17 protein-coding genes and 2 pseudogenes are annotated in these 16,282 nt (G+C 61.2%); 6 read left to right on the plus strand and 13 right to left on the minus strand.

Features of this window, described 5'->3' with window-relative positions:
- Positions 1-212: 212 nt before the first annotated feature.
- The 4 genes and pseudogenes from MUN79_RS32025 to MUN79_RS32030 form a co-directional block, all read right to left on the minus strand.
- The gene (locus MUN79_RS32025) at positions 213-704 is read right to left on the minus strand and encodes a T9SS type A sorting domain-containing protein (RefSeq protein ID WP_375378191.1); all 492 of its coding nucleotides are present in this window, start codon (positions 702-704) and stop codon (positions 213-215) included.
- A gap of 155 nt (positions 705-859) precedes the next feature.
- Positions 860-1,483 carry a hypothetical protein gene (locus MUN79_RS22340; RefSeq protein WP_244674747.1) on the minus strand — a complete coding sequence of 208 codons (624 nt, stop codon included), beginning with the start codon at positions 1,481-1,483 and terminating at the stop codon, positions 860-862.
- 86 nt (positions 1,484-1,569) lie between these two features.
- The gene (locus MUN79_RS22345; protein ID WP_244674748.1) at positions 1,570-2,307 is read right to left on the minus strand and encodes a hypothetical protein; all 738 of its coding nucleotides are present in this window, start codon (positions 2,305-2,307) and stop codon (positions 1,570-1,572) included.
- 384 nt (positions 2,308-2,691) lie between these two features.
- Positions 2,692-5,318 (minus strand): annotated as a pseudogene (locus MUN79_RS32030) (MGH1-like glycoside hydrolase domain-containing protein).
- A 207-nt stretch (positions 5,319-5,525) separates the two neighbouring features.
- Between MUN79_RS32030 and MUN79_RS22355 the strand changes: the two are divergent.
- Entirely contained in the window at positions 5,526-6,068 is a 543-nt protein-coding gene (locus MUN79_RS22355; protein ID WP_244674749.1) for a hypothetical protein, read from the plus strand.
- A gap of 101 nt (positions 6,069-6,169) precedes the next feature.
- On the opposite strand, the gene MUN79_RS22360 is transcribed toward MUN79_RS22355, so the two are convergent.
- A complete protein-coding gene (locus MUN79_RS22360) occupies positions 6,170-6,397 on the minus strand; it encodes a hypothetical protein (protein WP_244674750.1) in 228 nt (75 codons plus the stop codon).
- A 475-nt stretch (positions 6,398-6,872) separates the two neighbouring features.
- Between MUN79_RS22360 and MUN79_RS22365 the strand changes: the two genes are divergently transcribed.
- The 5 genes from MUN79_RS22365 (at position 6,873) to MUN79_RS22385 (ending at position 10,571) form a co-directional block, all read left to right on the plus strand.
- A complete protein-coding gene (locus tag MUN79_RS22365; RefSeq protein WP_244674751.1) occupies positions 6,873-7,250 on the plus strand; it encodes a hypothetical protein in 378 nt (125 codons plus the stop codon).
- A 361-nt stretch (positions 7,251-7,611) separates the two neighbouring features.
- The gene (locus tag MUN79_RS22370; protein ID WP_244674752.1) at positions 7,612-9,759 is read left to right on the plus strand and encodes a PAS domain-containing protein; all 2,148 of its coding nucleotides are present in this window, start codon (positions 7,612-7,614) and stop codon (positions 9,757-9,759) included.
- Positions 9,753-10,190: a sensor histidine kinase gene (locus MUN79_RS22375; protein WP_244674753.1), complete on the plus strand. Its 438-nt coding sequence runs from the start codon at positions 9,753-9,755 to the stop codon at positions 10,188-10,190. Before MUN79_RS22370 ends, MUN79_RS22375 begins: the two co-directional genes overlap by 7 nt.
- Before the next feature lie 37 nt (positions 10,191-10,227).
- A complete protein-coding gene (locus MUN79_RS22380; RefSeq protein ID WP_244674754.1) occupies positions 10,228-10,407 on the plus strand; it encodes a response regulator in 180 nt (59 codons plus the stop codon).
- A gap of 11 nt (positions 10,408-10,418) precedes the next feature.
- Positions 10,419-10,571, plus strand: a complete 153-nt coding sequence (locus tag MUN79_RS22385; RefSeq protein WP_244674755.1) for a hypothetical protein — start codon at positions 10,419-10,421, stop codon at positions 10,569-10,571.
- Positions 10,572-10,669: 98 nt separating this feature from the next.
- On the opposite strand, the gene MUN79_RS22390 is transcribed toward MUN79_RS22385, so the two are convergent.
- The 8 genes and pseudogenes from MUN79_RS22390 to MUN79_RS22425 form a co-directional block, all read right to left on the minus strand.
- Complete coding sequence (locus tag MUN79_RS22390; RefSeq protein WP_244674756.1) at positions 10,670-10,861, minus strand: hypothetical protein; 192 nt, start codon at positions 10,859-10,861, stop codon at positions 10,670-10,672.
- Complete coding sequence (locus tag MUN79_RS32035; RefSeq protein WP_375378270.1) at positions 10,861-11,388, minus strand: M61 family metallopeptidase; 528 nt, start codon at positions 11,386-11,388, stop codon at positions 10,861-10,863. The genes MUN79_RS22390 and MUN79_RS32035 overlap by 1 nt, the downstream gene beginning before the upstream one ends.
- 264 nt (positions 11,389-11,652) lie before the next feature.
- Positions 11,653-12,242: pseudogene (locus tag MUN79_RS32040) on the minus strand (M61 family metallopeptidase); the annotation flags it as partial.
- 142 nt (positions 12,243-12,384) lie between these two features.
- Positions 12,385-12,981 (minus strand): S1/P1 nuclease, encoded by a 597-nt coding sequence (locus MUN79_RS22405; RefSeq protein WP_244674759.1) that lies wholly within the window; start codon positions 12,979-12,981, stop codon positions 12,385-12,387.
- Positions 12,929-13,165 (minus strand): S1/P1 nuclease, encoded by a 237-nt coding sequence (locus tag MUN79_RS22410; protein ID WP_244674760.1) that lies wholly within the window; start codon positions 13,163-13,165, stop codon positions 12,929-12,931. The genes MUN79_RS22405 and MUN79_RS22410 overlap by 53 nt, the downstream gene beginning before the upstream one ends.
- Positions 13,166-13,576: 411 nt before the next feature.
- The gene (locus tag MUN79_RS22415; protein ID WP_244674761.1) at positions 13,577-14,626 is read right to left on the minus strand and encodes a TonB-dependent receptor plug domain-containing protein; all 1,050 of its coding nucleotides are present in this window, start codon (positions 14,624-14,626) and stop codon (positions 13,577-13,579) included.
- Positions 14,548-15,939 (minus strand): TonB-dependent receptor, encoded by a 1,392-nt coding sequence (locus tag MUN79_RS22420; protein WP_244674762.1) that lies wholly within the window; start codon positions 15,937-15,939, stop codon positions 14,548-14,550. Before MUN79_RS22420 ends, MUN79_RS22415 begins: the two co-directional genes overlap by 79 nt.
- Positions 15,936-16,214 carry a hypothetical protein gene (locus MUN79_RS22425; protein ID WP_244674763.1) on the minus strand — a complete coding sequence of 93 codons (279 nt, stop codon included), beginning with the start codon at positions 16,212-16,214 and terminating at the stop codon, positions 15,936-15,938. Before MUN79_RS22425 ends, MUN79_RS22420 begins: the two co-directional genes overlap by 4 nt.
- Between the last annotated feature and the right edge of the window lie 68 nt (positions 16,215-16,282).

Here is a 16,282-nt window from a genome sequence, read left to right on the forward strand (position 1 = left end):
TGGGCCTATAAGACCTAGGTAAAACCGATTTGAAAGCCCCGTTTATAGAAACGGTTTTGTGACCAGTGCCCCAAGTGCGCTGCTTATACTTCATAGTAAGCTCAGTGAGTTGAGTACAATTCATTGTCTTACTACTTGAAGACACTAACCGCAGGCACTAAAAAAGCCCGGCAAGGTGCCGGGCTTTTTTAGTGCCTGCGGTTAGCTAATGGTTAGTGTAAAATCTGAATGTGCTCCGATACAGCCTCGTCGCCGGTTCCTGTTCGTAGCGTGTAAAGGCCATTGGGTAGGCTCTGAATATCAAGCCGAACTTTTCCATGCTCACTACGACCGGTTTTGACCAGCTTCCCAAAGCTATTGTAGAGCTGCGCCTCGAAAGTCTCCGCTTTAGTCTCCAAGGTTCCCATCGCCCCTTCTGGCCCATTGACGGTGAGCTCCGTAGCGGCCGGGTTTGGCCCGTAAGTATAGGCCAGAGTACGTTCGCAGCCTCCCGTTTTGCTTATCGAATTGCTTCGTGCCGTAGTACCGGCGCAGGTAGTAATGGAGCAGGATATTGTGCTCGTCCTCCGGCACGGGAAGTAATACCGCCAGACATTATCGGGTACGGTTTCGTACAAAACGTTATTGACATACCAGTTGTATTGCGCGCCGGGAACAGCGGCTGTCCGAAACTCATAGTCAGTGGGTTCGTTCGGAGCCGACATTAGAGTGGCGGTAATCTGCGGAGTGGCTAACCCTACGTTTACACTTTTCCGCGTCGTTACGGAGGTACCTGAGCAAGGCGACGTGATGGTGACCTCAATCCAACCTGTTCCTGTGCCGATGCTCGTAGCCAACACCGATGATCCGGAAGTGGTATTTAAGCTAATATTCGCACTTGCGCTCCACGAATAGGTCCCCCTGTGAAAGCAGCCACTGAAAAGGGCGTATTAGTTCCTACTCTGTCGCACGAGCTTGAGTTGTTGATTGTAGCGCGAACATAGTAGTTACGGACTGAGGAGTTGTAGGGAGTATACGTTGGGTCATGGCGCATCAGGGGCAGTCTGCCCCATTTAGATTCGTACTTGCCCGCTACTGCTGTGGAGCGAACAGCCGAATGATCATCGCTGGCGTAAGATATCTTCGATGCTTCCCATTCATTACAGATCTGAATGTAGCTGCCGTCCAGCCAATACGTATCATCGCTGGGAGTATCGAGCCAGTACCAGGGACTGCCGGGAGCCTCAGAGAGATACCAGGCGTAGGCATGACAGTTGTAGCGGTTAGAAGAGCTGGTTAGCGGCTGAGCGTTGGGATAGTTTGTGGCAACGTAGGCATTTCCCTGTTCTATTTGCTGAGGCGACCATTCTTCAAGAATATAGGCCGATACCGCTGTTCCTTTGGGCGTGTATATTGTGGTCGTTGACTGAGCTTGTGCCTTGGATGACAGAAGTAACATAACCCCCAGATAAAAAGAGGTTTGGGCAAAGAAAGAATTTTTCATAAGCCGTTGATATTTAATTCATTTGAAAGTAATGACATACACTTTTGAGCGGCGTGCACGGGAAAAAGTACCCCAGACAGGAGTCTCTACTTGGCAAAAGCCTGCGCGTCGGCTACAATGCGGTTGATAACCTGGGTATCCAGCACTTTACCGGTCGCCAGAAACACCTGCATAGCATCGGCCCCGGTGGGCTGGCTTGATTTGTAGGCGGCCGAAGCATTTTCCCTTTTCAGCACCCGTCCGATAACCAGCGCCGAGGTAATCTCACCATATCCGCCAAATATAGCCAGGTGCTCATCCTTGGCCTTAAACTTGGCAAAACTCTCTCTTACAACCTCTTTCCGTTCCGCCGGTGTCAACTTTTCAATGATGGTAGGCTGAGCTAAGAGCATTTCCACATAGGTAAAATCAAAGGTGAATGCTCCCTGCTTTTTACTTTCAATTTTAGTAATAGCCTTGGGGTCCATCAGCCGATAGATCTTGAATATTTCCCGGCCCGCATCGGGCCGGCGAAGGAGCTCCTGCAAGCCGTTGAAATTACTGGCTACGGCCTGAAACCCCTCTTGCAGGCTGCCATACGCATGCATAGAAGGCAGCATCGGGTAATTGAGGCAGGTGGTGACTAGCCCTTTTGTGCTCATGGTGCGCAGAGTCTCCGCCGGAATTTGGGTGGCGTCCAACATGGCCTGTTGGGTCTTAAACTCTTTCCAGGCTTCGGTGCCGGGCGTCACGGGAAACGAGTAAGCATCCTTCTTTTGCTGGGCCATGCCTTGATTCATACCCAGCAGCAGAAATAAAAGCAGTAAGCGGGAATTCTTCTTCATAATGGGTTTAGTAAAAGGTGAATAAAAATGGGACGATGTAAATAGTGCCTTGGTCTGGCACATAGGCCCATAACCAGCGTAAAGCTTATTCTACAGCTAGGCTGCGACTAGCCTTCGAGGAAATTTTGGGCACAAAAAAGCCCTTTTCATACAGGCCAGCACGACTAGCGAGTCGCTGGATACCTGTGAAAAGGGCAATAGGTGTAGTTAGGCCGGGAGCAGTAAGTGCCGGCAATATAGGCAAGCTTTGATAGGAAAAAAACAATTTTACACCTGAGGCCTCGGATGCGGCAAAATTCTTAATTCCAGGTAGTCATCTAGGCCAATAGGTATAAATGAAAAAGTGCTCAGCAGCTCTGCCGGGCACTCTTTCATTTAACAGCCTCACCCCCGCAGCTGTAGCAGGCGCACAATCAGGCCGGTCCAGCCGGTTTGGTGGTTGGCGCCCATGCCCCGGCCATTGTCGCCGTGGAAGTACTCGTGGAAGAGCAGGTAGTCCTTGAAGTGGGGGTCGGTCTGCAGCATCTCGTCGTCGCCAAAGGCGGGGCGGCGGCCAGCTTCGTCGCGTAGCAGCAGCTTGGTGAGGCGGTCGGCCAGGGCGGCGGCCACCTGCTGCAGGTTGAGCAGCGTGCCCGAGCCGGTGGGATACTCCACCTGAAAATTGTCGCCGTAGTAGAAGTGAAACCGCTGCAGAGACTCGATAATCAGGTAGTTAATCGGAAACCAGATGGGGCCCCGCCAGTTGGAGTTGCCCCCGAACATGCCCGACTCGGCTTCGCCCGGCACGTACTGCACCGAGAAGTCAGCTTCCTCGGTGCTGAACACGTAGGGCGTTTCGAGGTGGTGGCGCGACATGGCCCGGATGCCGTACTCGGACAAGAACTCCGTCTCGTCGAGCATGCGGCTGAGCAGCTTCTTGAGGCGGGAGCGGCGCAGCAGGCCCAGCAGGTGGCGGGCCCCCTTGCCGGGCTCTTCCCAGCGGCTGACCAGCTTGGCCAGGTGGGGCCGGTTTTGGAGCAGCCAGGTGGCCCGGGCCGTAAATTCGGGCATTTTGTTGAGCAGCTCCTCATCGAGCACCTCCACGGCAAAGAGCGGAATCAACCCCACGATGGAGCGCACCTTGAGCTTGGTCCGCTCCTCGTCCGGGGTGTGGAGCACGTCGTAGTAGAAGCCGTCTTCCTCGTCCCAGAGGTTGAAGAGCCCGTCGCCGCCCCGGGTCATGGCGTCGGCGATGTAGAGGAAGTGCTCGAAGAACTTGCCGGCCATTTCCTGGTACACGGGGTTGACTTCGGCCAGCTCCAGCGCCATGCGCATCATGTTCAAGGCAAACATGGCCATCCAGCTCGTGCCGTCGCTCTGCTCGATAAAGCCCCCGGTGGGCAGGGGCGCACTGCGGTCAAACACGCCGATGTTGTCCAGCCCCAGAAAGCCGCCCTCGAAGATGTTCCGCTCACTCTTGTCCTTGCGGTTTACCCACCAGGTAAAGTTCAGGGCTAGCTTGTGAAACACGGCTTCCAGAAAGTCCCGGTCGCCCTGCCCGCCCCGCAGCTTCTTGTCCATCTTGTACACCCGCCAGGAGGCCCAGGCGTGTACCGGCGGGTTCACGTCGGAGAGGTTCCACTCGTAGGCCGGCAGCTGCCCGTTGGGGTGCATGTACCAGTCCTTGGTGAGCAGGCGCAGCTGGTCTTTGGCAAAGCCCGCATCCACCATAGCCAGCGGAATGCAGTGGAAAGCCAAATCCCAGGCCGCGTACCAGGGGTATTCCCACTTGTCGGGCATGCTGATGATGTCGGCGTTGTGCAGGTGGCGCCAGTGCCGGTTGCGGCCCTTGGTGCGCTCCACGGGCGGGGTCAGCACGGCCGGGTCGCCGTCGAGCCACTGCGTCACGTCGTAGTAGTAGAACTGCTTGCTCCAGAGCATGCCGGCAAAGGCCTGCCGCTGCACGTTGCGGGCGTCGGGGTCCGGGGCAGGGTTTCCTGGATACAGTCGTAGAACTCGTCGGCCTCGCGCTGCCGGGCGGCAAACACCTGCTCAAAGTCCCCGAACGGCGCTTCCTGGGCGTGCTGGCTCAGGCGCAGCCGCACCGTAGCCGCCTGCCCCGCTTCCACCGTCAGCTCATAGCGGGCCGCTACCTTGGTGCCCTGCTGCTCGGCGTTGATGGCCTTCTGCTCGCCGTCGACCACGTAGTCGTTGATGCCGTCCTTGAAGTGCCGGCCCTCGGCGGGCAAGTCGTAGAGGCGGGGGCCGTTGGTTTCATTCTCGCAGAATAGCAGCTCGGGCGCCTGCTCGCAGTAGAGGTGATACGCCCCCAAAGCCGGGTGCTCGGCCTGCACCACGCCGGGACCAATCTGGCGCAGCACGGGGCGGGCGTCGTCGTAGCCCCAGCTCCAGGTATTGCGGAACCAGAGCTGGGGCAGCACCGTCAGGGGCGCCCTTTTCGGGCCGCGGTTGTGCACCGTCACCTGCACCAGCACGTCGTCGGGCCCGGCCTTGGCGTACTCGATAAACACGTCGAAGTAGCGGTTCTTCTTGAAGATGCCGGTATCGAGCAGCTCGTACTCGGCGTCCTGCCGGGTGCGCTTGGCATTCTCCCTCACCAGCTTCACATAGGGAAACTTCTGCTGCGGGTACTTATACAGCATCTTCATGTAGGAGTGCGTGGGGGTGCTGTCCAGGTAGTAGTACAGCTCCTTCACGTCCTCGCCGTGGTTGCCCTGCCCGTTGGTCAGCCCGTAGAGGCGCTCTTTGAGAATCCGGTCCTGCCCGTTCCAGAGGGCCACCGAAAAGCACAGCAGCTGCTGGTCGTCGCTGAGGCCCCCTATTCCTTCCTCGCCCCAGCGGTAGGCCTTGCTGCGGGCCATTTCGTGGGTGATATACTCCCAGGCATTGCCGTCGGCACTGTAGTCTTCGCGCACCGTGCCCCATTGGCGCTCGGTGAGGTAGGGGCCAAACTTCTTCCAGGCAATGGTGTGTGTGTGTTGTTCAGCTAAGCGTAGTTGTTCCTGCGTCATACTCTCGTGTAGGGCCCCGTCAATATACACCCGGCCGCCGCATTGGCACCGTAGTGGTGGGCCGGGCCCGAAGGCCGCCGGCGGCCGGCCGGACGAATGAAGTTCTGCCGTACTGGTTTTTCGGGGCGAGGGTTGCTACGGTGCAGGTTAAGCCCGGCCGGTTGTGGGCCGAATTACGGTACTTAGCGCCCCTTTCCGGCCCCGCCCATGAAGTATTCCGTTCCCGAGCGGCTTATTTGCTGCGCCTTTTTCCTGTCCGTGTGGTGCCTGGAGCAGGGCCGCGACATGACCCGCTACCACCAGCAGGTGCAGGCCCTGGGCCAGCTGCCGCCCGGTACCGTGGGCCGGGAGCTGGCCCAGGGCCTGCTGGCCCGCCGCCTCACGCTGGTGCCGGGCTTCGAAAGCCACGACCTCAAGCACGTGGTGCTCGACTACGCAATGGAGCCGCTGGGAGAAATCCGCCTCCAGGCCTTTATGCTCGGCAACGGCAACTGGACCCTACCCAGCGTGACCATCTTCCTCTTTGGCCTGCTGCTGCTGCCCGGGCACTGGCGGCTGTTCCGGGCCGACTTCCGCACCGGCCGGCAGTGCCCGGCCCTGGCTACACTCACCATAGCCGACTGCCAAGACCAGCCCCTGACCGAGCTTCGGGCCCGTATCTTCAGCCGCCACTCCCACTTCCAACCCGGCAGGAAGCCTACTCCCCACCGGCGCCATGCTGCTCCGCTCCCCCTTTCTGTAGTCCGCTAACCTAGCCGGCCTGGCCGGGGCCGGCCTCCCTTGCGGGGCGGGCACTGTTTTCGTGGTCGGGGGCTCTTCAGGCTCAGCTTCGAGGCCCGGCGGCTCCTTCTTTAGCGTTGGTAGCTGGGCAGGTGCATGGGCGCGTCGCGCAGGGCGCACACGTCAGGCCAGCTCAGCTCCCCGGCCACGTAGCGTCCGTAGAGGCGTTGCACGTAGGCCGAGGCCCGCGCATACAGCGTCGGGTTGGCAGCCTGCATCTGGCGCAGCACGTGGGCCCGCTGTTGGGGCGTCTGGGCACTGGGTCCAAACCGGGGATCAGGAGTAGCTTTCTGCGCCATACCAACTCAGTTGTAGAAACGATTTGCACAAAGGTCGGAATCGATTTTCCGCAGTGCACTGGTCTGAGTACTGATTTTGCGCTGAGCAAATACGTAGATCTGCCCCGCGCCCCGTAAGCAGCCTGATATTCAGCCGCTCGGCCCGCTTGCAAGCTCCACCGTTCTTGCTACCTTACTAGTCTTATCTGCCCTATCTGTATTCCTACGCTACCCTATTGCTATAGTCCCCGGGCTTTTTTCCGTCAAAAGTGCCGGTTTCATTCCCTCTACCCTTTTTATTCTCTCTTATTTATGGCTAAAGCCACTAACGCCCTTACCCAGGGCCTGTCCGGTAAGGTATCGGGCCTCGTATTCCGCCGCAATGCCAACGGCACCGTAAGCGTGGGCGACGCCCCCGCCCTCTTCTAAAGCACCCACCGAAGAAGCCACCGCCCAGCGTCAGCGCTTCCAGCAGGCTGCCTTCTACGGCCGGGCCGTGCAGCAGGACCCTGCCCTAAAGGCCGCCTACGAAACCGGCGTCGATGTGAACACCACCAGCAGCTACGTAGTAGCCGTGGCCGACTACCTCAGCGCCCCCAGCATCCGTAACGTCGATTTCTCTGCCTACCACGGCAAACCCGGCGACGTTATTACGGTGCAGGCCACCGACAACTTCGCCGTGACCGAGGTACGGGTCCGCATCCAGAACCCCGATGGTACCCTGGTGGAGGAAGGCCCCGCCCTGCCCGACCCCGACGGCTTTACCTTCCGCTTTACGGCCAAGGCCAGTAATACTTCCCTGGAGGGCGACAAAATCACGGTTACCGCTGCCGACCGGCCCGGCAACCGTACGCTGAAGGAAGCCGAGCTCTGAGACTGGCTTCCACGGTAAGATCCTATTTCATTTTTTCCGACGCGGCCGGCTACCTGAGACCTTCTAGCCATCTCCCCGCCATCTTCCCCGAGGCCACCCCGAAAAGTATTATTTCTGTGGCCGTTACGCCCTTGCTGCCTTCGGGCGGCAAGGGCTTTTTTGGCGCTTCCCCCAGCTTCCTTCTCACCCCGGCCTCGCTTCCTCTCGCTTGTTTTACCCAGGCGCAACCCCCAACGGCAAATCCCCGTCAGTGAAAATCCGTATCCTTTAGCCGTTACTTTGCCGGGCCGGCGCTGGCCGGCGCTGCTTCTATACGTTCGTTAATGTCTGCTTCCTCTACCCTTCCACCGGCTGTACCCGCTTGGCTCCCCCCGACGAGATGTTGCGCATCGTGGTGGATATGTCCGTGACCGGCCTGATTTTCTATACGCCTATCTACGACCCGGCCGACGGTACTACCATCGTTGACTTTCGCTTCGAGCAGCTCAACGCCGCTGCCCAGCGCATGATGCGCATGCCCGAGCACCCCACCCTCACCCACAACGAGCAGTGGCCCCACAGCCGGGAGCACGGCACCTTCGACTTTCACGTGGATGCCTACGTGAGCGGGCAGCCCCGCGAGTACAGCATTAATTACCAGGCCGACGGCTACGACAACTTCTACCATCTGGTGGCCCGCCGAGCCGGGCCGGGCCTGCTGGTAAGCTTTACCGACACGGCCGACCAGCCCCGCAGCCCGGTGGAGGAAGCCCTGCGCGAAAGCCAGGCCCGTGAGCAGGCCGCCCGCGCCGAGGCCGAGGCCCAGCGCTACCAGCTGCATTCCCTGCTGATGCAGGCCCCCGCCTGCATTGCCAGCCTGGAAGGCCCCGAGCTGGTGTTTACCCTCGTCAACCCCTTCTACCAGCAGTTGGTAGGCTCCCGGCAGCTCCAGGGCCTGCCCCTGCGCCAGGCCTGGCCCGAGCTGGAAGGACAGGGCTTCTTCGAGCTGCTCGAAGGCGTGTACCGCACCGGCGAAACCTACTACGGCAACGAGCAGCCCGCCTACATTGACCGCCATAATACCGGCCGCACCGAGCCGGTGTACTTCAACTTCATCTACCAGGCCGCCCGCGACGGGGCCGGCACCATCACGGGCGTCTTCATCTTTGCCTACGACGTGAGCGAGCAGGTGCTCAGCCGCCGCCGGGTAGAGGTGCAGGAGCAGCAAACCAACGTGCTGAACGAGGAGCTGGCTTCTACCAACGAGGAGCTCTACGCCTCCAACGAGGAAGTGCTGGCCAACAACGAGGCCCTGGTACTGGCCCAGCAGGAGCTGAAGGTGCTCAACGCCGAGCTGGAAGCCCGCGTGACCGCCCGCACCCGGGAACTGCGGCGGGCCCAGCTCGAAGAGCAGCGGCTGCGCATTCGCCTGGAGCGGTTCTTTATGCAGGCCCCGGCCGCCATCTGCATCCTGGACGGGCCCGATTTAGTTTTTGAGCTGGTCAACCCGGCCTACCAGGCGCTGTTTCCCGGTCGGCATCTGCTGGGCTTGCCCCTGCTCCAGGGCCTGCCCGAAATAGCCGGTCACCAGGTGTACCAAACCTTCCGCACCGTATTTGAAACCGGCATTACCCACCAGGAAGAGTCGCTGCTGATTCCCATAGCCCGCCCCGAGGACGGGCAGCTCGAAGACCGCTACTTCAACTACATCCAGCAGGCCCGCTACGACGAGCACGGCCGCATCGACGGGATGCTGGTTTTCGCCTTCGAGGTCACCGAGCAGGTAGTGGCCCGGAAGCTCAGCGAGGCCAGTAGCCACCGCCTGCGCCTGCTCACCGATGCCCTGCCGGTGCTCATTAGCTACGTCGACCGGGAGCACCGCTACCAGTTTGCCAACCTGGCCTACAAGGCCTGGTTTAACCAGGAGCCGGCCGCCCTGCTGGGGCAGCGCGTGGAAAGCATCGTGGGGCTGGCGGCCTATGCCCAGGTTCTTCCCTACATGGAACGGGCCCTGGCCGGGGAGCAGGTCAACTTCGACGTCCGCATGCCCTACCGGGAAAACTTCGTCAAGCACATTCACACCAGCTACGTGCCCGACGTGCAGGACGGGCAGGTAGCGGGCTTCTACACCCTGATAACCGACATCACCGAGCAGGTGCTGGCCCGGGAGCGGGTGCAGGAGCTGAATGAGGAGCTGGCCGCCATCAACGAGGAGCTGCAGTCCTCCAACGAGGAGCTGCTCGACACCAACCGCCAGCTCACCCGCAGCAACGTAGACCTGGACAACTTCATCTATACCGCCTCCCACGACCTGAAGGCGCCCATCTCCAACATCGAGGGCCTGCTCTACGCCCTCAACGAGGAGCTGCCCCCCCAGGTGAGCAGCACCGGCAACGTGAGTCCCATCCTGAGCCGGATGCTGGACTCGGTCAACCGCTTCAAGCGCACCATCAGCCACCTGACGGAGGTTTCCAAGCTCCAGAAAGAGCACACCCCGCCACCGAGCCCGTCGATCTGGCCTCCGTGGTGAATGACGTGCGCCTGGATTTGGAGCCCCTGGTGCGCGCTACCGGCGCCGAGCTCGTGGTGGACGTGGCCAACTGCCCGCCCATCCTGTTTCCGGAGAAGAACCTGCGCTCGGTGGTGTATAACCTGCTCAGCAACGCCCTGAAGTACCACAGCCCCAACCGGCTGCCCCGGGTGGAGCTCCACTGCCGCTCTACTGCCCAATACATGATTATGGAAGTGCGCGACAACGGCCTGGGCATCGAGGAGGCTCAGCAGTCCAAGCTGTTTGCCATGTTCCAGCGCATCCACGACCATGTGGAGGGCTCCGGCATCGGGCTCTACATGGTCAAGAAGATGGTGGAAAATGCCGGGGGCCGCATCGAGGTGAGCAGCCAGCCGGGCCAGGGCACCAGCTTCTTCGTGTACTTCCGGCTGTATTCCTCGCCCGCCTAGCCCCGCCCTCCCCTTTCCTTGCCCCTTACCCTACCCCATGCACAAACTCCCCTGCGTCCTGCTCGTGGACGACGACGACACTACCAACTACCTCAACAAGCTGCTCTTCAGCCGCCTCGACGTAACCGAAACCCTGCTCGTGGCCCTCAACGGCCAGGACGCCCTCGACCAGCTCCAGGCCTGCGCCGCCCCGGCGGCCCGGCCTTCCCCAGCCTGATTCTGCTGGACATGAAAATGCCCGTCATGGACGGCTTCGAGTTTCTGGAAGCCTACGTGCAGCTGCCCGATGAACAGCGCGAGTCGGTTATCATCATGCTTACCACCTCGCTCAACCCCTGGACGTGGTGCGCATGCAGGACCTGCCCATTGCCGGCTTCCTGACCAAGCCCCTGACCAAGGACAAGATTCACGAGGTGCTGCACAGCTACTTCGGGCACCCGTTGCCCGCCTAAGCAGTCTGGCTGCCACCCGCGCCGCCCCTACTGCCCAATCCAGGCGCGGCGCAAAGCCAGCTGGGCCGGCGTAGGCTGGGCTACCGGGGTGATGACCGCCGTTTTCTCATCGTACTGCAGACCCACTTTAGTCAGGGTTTCGGCCAGGGGCAGCGGCTGGCCCTGCTCCAGGTAGTCGCGGAAAAAGCCGCGCATCGCGGGGTGGGTCAGCTCAGTCATCACGTCGAAAAGCTGGTCGTCAATAAAGGGCCGGCTGGGGCCGTAGCGCCGCGCCAGCTGCTGCAGTAGCTCCTGCGTGCCCATCGCGCCCCCGACAGCTCCCGCAGGCGCACGTCGAGGCAGAGGTTGAACAGGGCCCCTTTCAGGTAGAAGTTGTAGTACTGGTCCTGGCGCGTCATGGCCTGCCGGCTCAGCTCCGTCATCGACAAGGTATTGTCGAACTGCCGCATCTCCCGGGCCTTGCCTTCCAGCACCTGCACAAACTCAGGTAGGGTTTGCAGCTTCTGCTTGATGGCCATGTGAATGGTAGCGTACTCGGTCAGGCCCTCGTAGAGCCAGAGGTGGGCCGAAAAGGTCGGATTGCGGAAGTCGTAGTTCTCGATTTCGCGGGAGTGAATGTTGAGCGGCGTTACCACGTGAAAAAACTCGTGGGTGGTCAGGCGGCGCAGGAACTGGTCGAGGTCGGCCAGCCCCGGCGACTCCAGCAGACACAGCGTCGACTGGCTATGTTCCAGCCCGTCGCCCATGTAGCTGCCCAGCCGGCCCTTGGCATGGTACACCAGAAAGGCGTAGGAATCGACGGGCAGGCGGCCGCCCAGGTAGGCTTGCTGGGCTTCGAGCAAGGGCTTCAGCGTCCGGGCCAGCGTGGGCGCATAGTGGCGCGCCGTGGTAGCGTACAGGGCCACCAGCACCTTGGTGCGGCCCAGCTGCAGCCAGGCCGTATCGGGGCGGGCATACAGCACCGGGGCATCGACCAGGGCCCGGTAGCTGGGCGCCCGCACCACGTCCACGGAGTCGTTCAGGGGCTGGGGGGCACGGTGTGAGGCCCCGTAGTAGCCGGCGGGCCGGGTAAAGCGCACTTCGTAGGGCCGGGCATGGCCTTCAAGGTAGCCTACAAAGGTGTTGTAGTTGAGCACGTAGGCGCTGTCGGGCTGGTAGGCGCTGCCGGCCGAGCGGTAGAGGTTGCCCGGCTCCCCATCCACGTGGTGAAACTGGTCCCAGGTGTCGGCCACGGTGTAAGTGAGGCGGCGCAGGCGGCGGGCATCGGCAATAACCCAGCTGTTGGTATCCTGGCGCGTCACGGGCAGGGCTGGTTGTCGGGGCCCAGGGCCGTGAAGCTCGTTACGTAGCGTCCGAAGTTCATAGCCCCGTAAATGCCGGGCACAATCTTAGGAATGACGAATACTGCCTGCCGCTGCCGGGTGCGGGGCACCTGCACCTCCACCCGCAGCCGGTCGTGGTCCGGGCGCCGCAGGTCTACGCTGTAGCGGTAGGTGTTCTGGCCGGCCGCCACCGGGGTTTTAGTCGTTTTGCAGGCTGCTGCCAGCAGCAGAGGTAGCAGAGCCAAGTAAGGTTTCACGAATCGGGTAGCAACAGGCATACGCACTACAACTTCGGGGATGACCTAGTAGATGCGCGCCGGCTTCCTACCGTTGCCCGCCCCGGCCCGCCGCCTTTAAAAACAACGAAGCCGCCCCAATGACGGAGCGGCTTCGGCGGTGTATCTGAACCAGTAGCAGGGCTTACCCGAGCACACTGTTGAGGACCCCGGCCAGACGAATCCCGGCCTGCAGCAGGCGGTCTTCCACCGTGGGCAGGTGGGCCGGTACGTACTTATAGTCGAAAGTGGCGCTTTTCTCGGTTTCGGCGTAGAGCTGCTGGCTGATGGTGTACGACTCCCAGAGCCACTGCGTGATGCCGTCCTTCTGCCACTGCTGCACCTGGGTGGGCGTGGGCTTGTCGAGCAAGGTGGCCAGCTCGGAGTAGGTCATGCCTTCGTAATCGAGCAGGCCGCTGTCCCAGAGGCTGTGCAGGTTGGTGTCCTTGCCCTGGTACTTCACGGTTATGGCGTTGCCGCCCTTGTCCTCGGCCCGGCTCACGTGCATGGGCTGGTGCACGTCGCCCACAATGTGCACCACAAACTTGAGAGCTACTACCTTCTGCTCCTTGGTAGCCTTGGCATCTTTGAGCACGGCTATATTCTGGTTCAGGGCCAGGTAGGCGTTGGGTTCCTGCATGGCCGTTACCACGCCGGTGTACTGGGCGAAGGGCAGCCCCAGGGCCGTGTTAATAAAGTGCCAGGGGCAGTGGCAGTGTACTCGGGGAGTAGCGCACTTCATCGGCCCAGATGGTTACCAGCGGCAGCCGCTCAGCGCCCAGCAACTGGGCTACCTGGTCTTTGGCCTTTTTGGAGAGGTGGTTTTCAGCAATCTTACCAACGACCCGGTGGCCCTGGGCGCCCCAGGCCATTAGGCTCACGGGCAGCATAGTCAGACACAGCAGGGCAACGCACTTTTTCAGCATAAATCAGGAAACGGATAGACGACTAAGGTCTGGTGAAAGGAAGAAGGTGGCCGGGGCCGAAACCACAAAAGTAGCACGAAAGCCAGAACTCCGCCTGACTGGCGCGGGCTCTAGGCCCGCAATAACACCGAAATGCCGCCGCAGTTGCACACCCTGTTCCAGTGAGCGGCACAGGCGAAGCTCCCAGCCCTAGCCAGACGCTGTTTAAGCTGTCATCCTGAGCTTTGCGAAGGACCTTCCTCGCCTACCCCATTGCAGCCAATACCAACGCACAAAAGCCCTTTACTGCCGCCGCGGTAAAGGGCTTTTGCACGTTGAATGACGCTTGTCAGAACATGGAGGTAGGTCCTTCGTTCCGCTTCGTCTCTGCTTTATGCGCAGAATACTCAGGATGACAGGCGAAACAACGGCCTACTTCACCGTGTAGGTCAGAGCCAGATAATACAGTCCGCCCACGCTGGGCCCGCCCAGGAAGGAGGTGTAGTAGTGGTTCAGCACGTTGGTTGCGCCCAGCTTCAGCCGCAGCTGCGGCTGGGGCACGGTATAGGTAAGCTGGGCGTCGAGGCTGTGGTAAGCCGGCACTTCCCCACTGACCAAAAAGGTCTGGGAATAGTAGTGCTGCTGCCAGTGGTAGCTCAGGCCCCCGCCCAGGCGGCGGTACAGCTTTTCGTGCCCCAAACTCAGGTTCAGCAGCCAGCGCGGGGTATTGAAGCCGTCTTCCAGCCCGTCGCCCGACTCGGTGCGGGCCAGGCGGGCGTAGGTGGCGTTGGCGCCGGCCAGCAGGCCGCCGGGCAGCTCGTAGCGCAGCCCCACCGAGCCGCCGTAGTTGTAGACCCGGGTTTGGGCGTTAGTCCAGAGGCGGTAGCGGCTCTGGGTAGCGCGGTTGTTAAGGTAGATGGCCGCCGAGTCCGAGTTTGGGGTTTTAGGGACGTAGGCTTCCACTTGGGCAATAAAGTCGCGGTAGGCGTTGTAGTAGGCGTCCACGTCCAGCACCAGGCGGCCGCCGGGCAGCAGGGCCGCCTTGTAGCCCAGCTCCAAGGACCGAATCTGCTCGGGCCGCAGATACGTGTAAGGGTTGCGCTGCAGCAGGCCTTTATTCTGCTCAACGGCCAGGCTCTGCTTCTGCGCCGGCGTGAGCGTAGCGGAAGTATTAGCGTTGACGCTGGCCGTTACGGCGGCGTTAAAGGCGTCGATGCTACTGCGCAGGTAGCTGTTCTCAAACACCCCATCGGACATCACCCGCAGCCCGCCGATGCGCTTGACCTGCCCGCTGTTTACGTTGGAAAAGGCCTCAAACAAGCTCGGAAACCGGTAGCCGCTCTGGTAGCTCACCCGGAAGTTGTGGCGCTGGGTGGGCGAGTACACGGCCGTGAAGCGCGGGTTCAGGCGCAAGCTAAAGTAGTCGTTCTTGTCGGCGCGCAGCGTGGCCGTGAGCCGCACCTTCTGCTCCCAAATTCGCACCCCGCCTTGTAGAAAGCCCCGATTTTGCCGTAGATCAGGTTGTCGCGCAGCGGGTCCTTATCCGGTGCCGGATTAATGAAGTAGTTGCCGTCGGGCACGATGACGTAGGTGCGGTGGTCGGCTCCGGCCAGCAGGTCTATGGTAGCAGGCAGCCAGGTTTGGCCACCCCGGCGCAGGGCTTCGGCCACGTTCAGCTGGGCTTCGGCGTGCACCAGGCTGGCCTGCACGTGCAAAGCCGCCCCCTGGTCCCAGTTGTTAATGTCCCGCAGCTCCGTCAGCTTCTGGTTGAACTCCGCGGTGCCGGGCTGGTAGCGGCCCGCGTCGGCCAGGGCGCGGCCGGCGGCGTGGGACTGGGCCACGGTTTGACTAGCAGTCAGGGCCTGGTCGTAGCCCAGCCCGTAGTCGTTGATCCACGCATTGTCGGACTTATAGGTGCGGTCCAGGTTTTCGGCCATGGAGCGCAGGTTGTAGCTACGGCCCGTGTTTTCGCTCGTCACGTAGGCGCGGGCCTGCACCACGGGGCCCGTCAGCTGCAGGGCGTGCTGCTGCAGGCGGTAGTCCTGAAGCCGAAACCGGTTGGAGCGCTGGTACACGTTGTCGAGCAGGGCCAGGCGGTAGGTATAGGCCAGCTCTGCGGCCCGGCCCAGCTTGTAGTGCAGGGCCGCATCGGCCTTGATGGTTTGCAAGCGGTAATCAACCACGTCCCGTTCATCGTAGCCGGTGCGGGCCACCGAGTAGGTTTTGCCCCCGCGCCGAAACGTTATCCGGTTCGACGACTCGTTGCCGTAGCTGTTCACCGGGTCCCGGGCGGGGTTGTCGGCACCGAGCAGGCCGACGGTGGCGTTGCCGTTGGGGTTCAGCTCGGTGTGGTCATGGGCAATCCAGTCGTAGCCGCGGCTGTAGGTGCCATTCAGTTTCAAGGCCAGCCGGGGCCGCAACACGTTGGCGTAGCGCACACTGGTTTCGGAGTAGAGCCTGGCCCCGATTAGCGGGTCACCGACGTGGTTGAGGCCCGTCTTCTGCTGTACGCTCAGACCTTCGGATGTGAAGGGGTTGCGGGTGCTGAAATTGGCCAGTCCGTTGATGGAGTTAAGCCCGTAGAGCGCCGCCACCGTGCCCGGCACGATTTCCACGCCGCTGATGTCCAGGTCGCTTGGCCCCAACGCATTGCCAATGGGCCCGCCGATATGGGGCGCCTGGTTGTCGATGCCGTCCACGAGCTGCACGAAGCGTACGTTGGTGGTATTGGCGAAGCCCCGGGCGTTGAGCACCTTGAAACCCAGGCTGGGCGTCAGTACCTGCACGCCCTTCACTCCTTCCAGCGCGTCGAAAAACGTGGGGCGGGCGTCAGGCGCAGGGCCCGGGCCGTCAGCTTCTCCACCGTCACCGGCGACTGTAGAAAGCTTTCCTCCACCCGCGAAGCTGCCACTACTACCTCGCCCAGGGCCACGGGCCGCAAGGTGTCGGCCGGGTTGTTCGTCGGCTTTGTCGTTTGGCCCCACGCGTGTGGGCTACCCGCGCCGAAGGCTACCAACAGGCAGAGGCCGGCAGCCCGGCAGTTGGGTTGCCACCGCGTAAAAAGCCGCATAAAGTGGAGTAAAGGCTGAAACCAGGCGTTATATTTTCCCAAATATAACGCCTGCGACGCCGAATAGT

This window comes from Hymenobacter cellulosilyticus, from assembly GCF_022919215.1.
In the GTDB taxonomy this organism is placed as follows: Bacteria; Bacteroidota; Bacteroidia; order Cytophagales; family Hymenobacteraceae; genus Hymenobacter; species Hymenobacter cellulosilyticus.

What these genes read in the sequence shown, in the direction of transcription:
- MUN79_RS32025 (WP_375378191.1), bottom strand. Translation starts at nt 704, where the DNA reads ATGTCGGCTCCGAACGAACCCACTGACTATGAGTTTCGGACAGCCGCT.
- MUN79_RS22340 (WP_244674747.1), bottom strand. Translation starts at nt 1,483, where the DNA reads ATGAAAAATTCTTTCTTTGCCCAAACCTCTTTTTATCTGGGGGTTATG.
- MUN79_RS22345 (WP_244674748.1), bottom strand. Translation starts at nt 2,307, where the DNA reads ATGAAGAAGAATTCCCGCTTACTGCTTTTATTTCTGCTGCTGGGTATG.
- MUN79_RS22355 (WP_244674749.1), top strand. Translation starts at nt 5,526, where the DNA reads ATGAAGTATTCCGTTCCCGAGCGGCTTATTTGCTGCGCCTTTTTCCTG.
- MUN79_RS22360 (WP_244674750.1), bottom strand. Translation starts at nt 6,397, where the DNA reads ATGGCGCAGAAAGCTACTCCTGATCCCCGGTTTGGACCCAGTGCCCAG.
- MUN79_RS22380 (WP_244674754.1), top strand. Translation starts at nt 10,228, where the DNA reads ATGCACAAACTCCCCTGCGTCCTGCTCGTGGACGACGACGACACTACC.
- MUN79_RS22385 (WP_244674755.1), top strand. Translation starts at nt 10,419, where the DNA reads ATGAAAATGCCCGTCATGGACGGCTTCGAGTTTCTGGAAGCCTACGTG.
- MUN79_RS22390 (WP_244674756.1), bottom strand. Translation starts at nt 10,861, where the DNA reads ATGACTGAGCTGACCCACCCCGCGATGCGCGGCTTTTTCCGCGACTAC.
- MUN79_RS32035 (WP_375378270.1), bottom strand. Translation starts at nt 11,388, where the DNA reads ATGGGCGACGGGCTGGAACATAGCCAGTCGACGCTGTGTCTGCTGGAG.
- MUN79_RS22405 (WP_244674759.1), bottom strand. Translation starts at nt 12,981, where the DNA reads ATGAAGTGCGCTACTCCCCGAGTACACTGCCACTGCCCCTGGCACTTT.
- MUN79_RS22410 (WP_244674760.1), bottom strand. Translation starts at nt 13,165, where the DNA reads ATGCTGAAAAAGTGCGTTGCCCTGCTGTGTCTGACTATGCTGCCCGTG.
- MUN79_RS22425 (WP_244674763.1), bottom strand. Translation starts at nt 16,214, where the DNA reads ATGCGGCTTTTTACGCGGTGGCAACCCAACTGCCGGGCTGCCGGCCTC.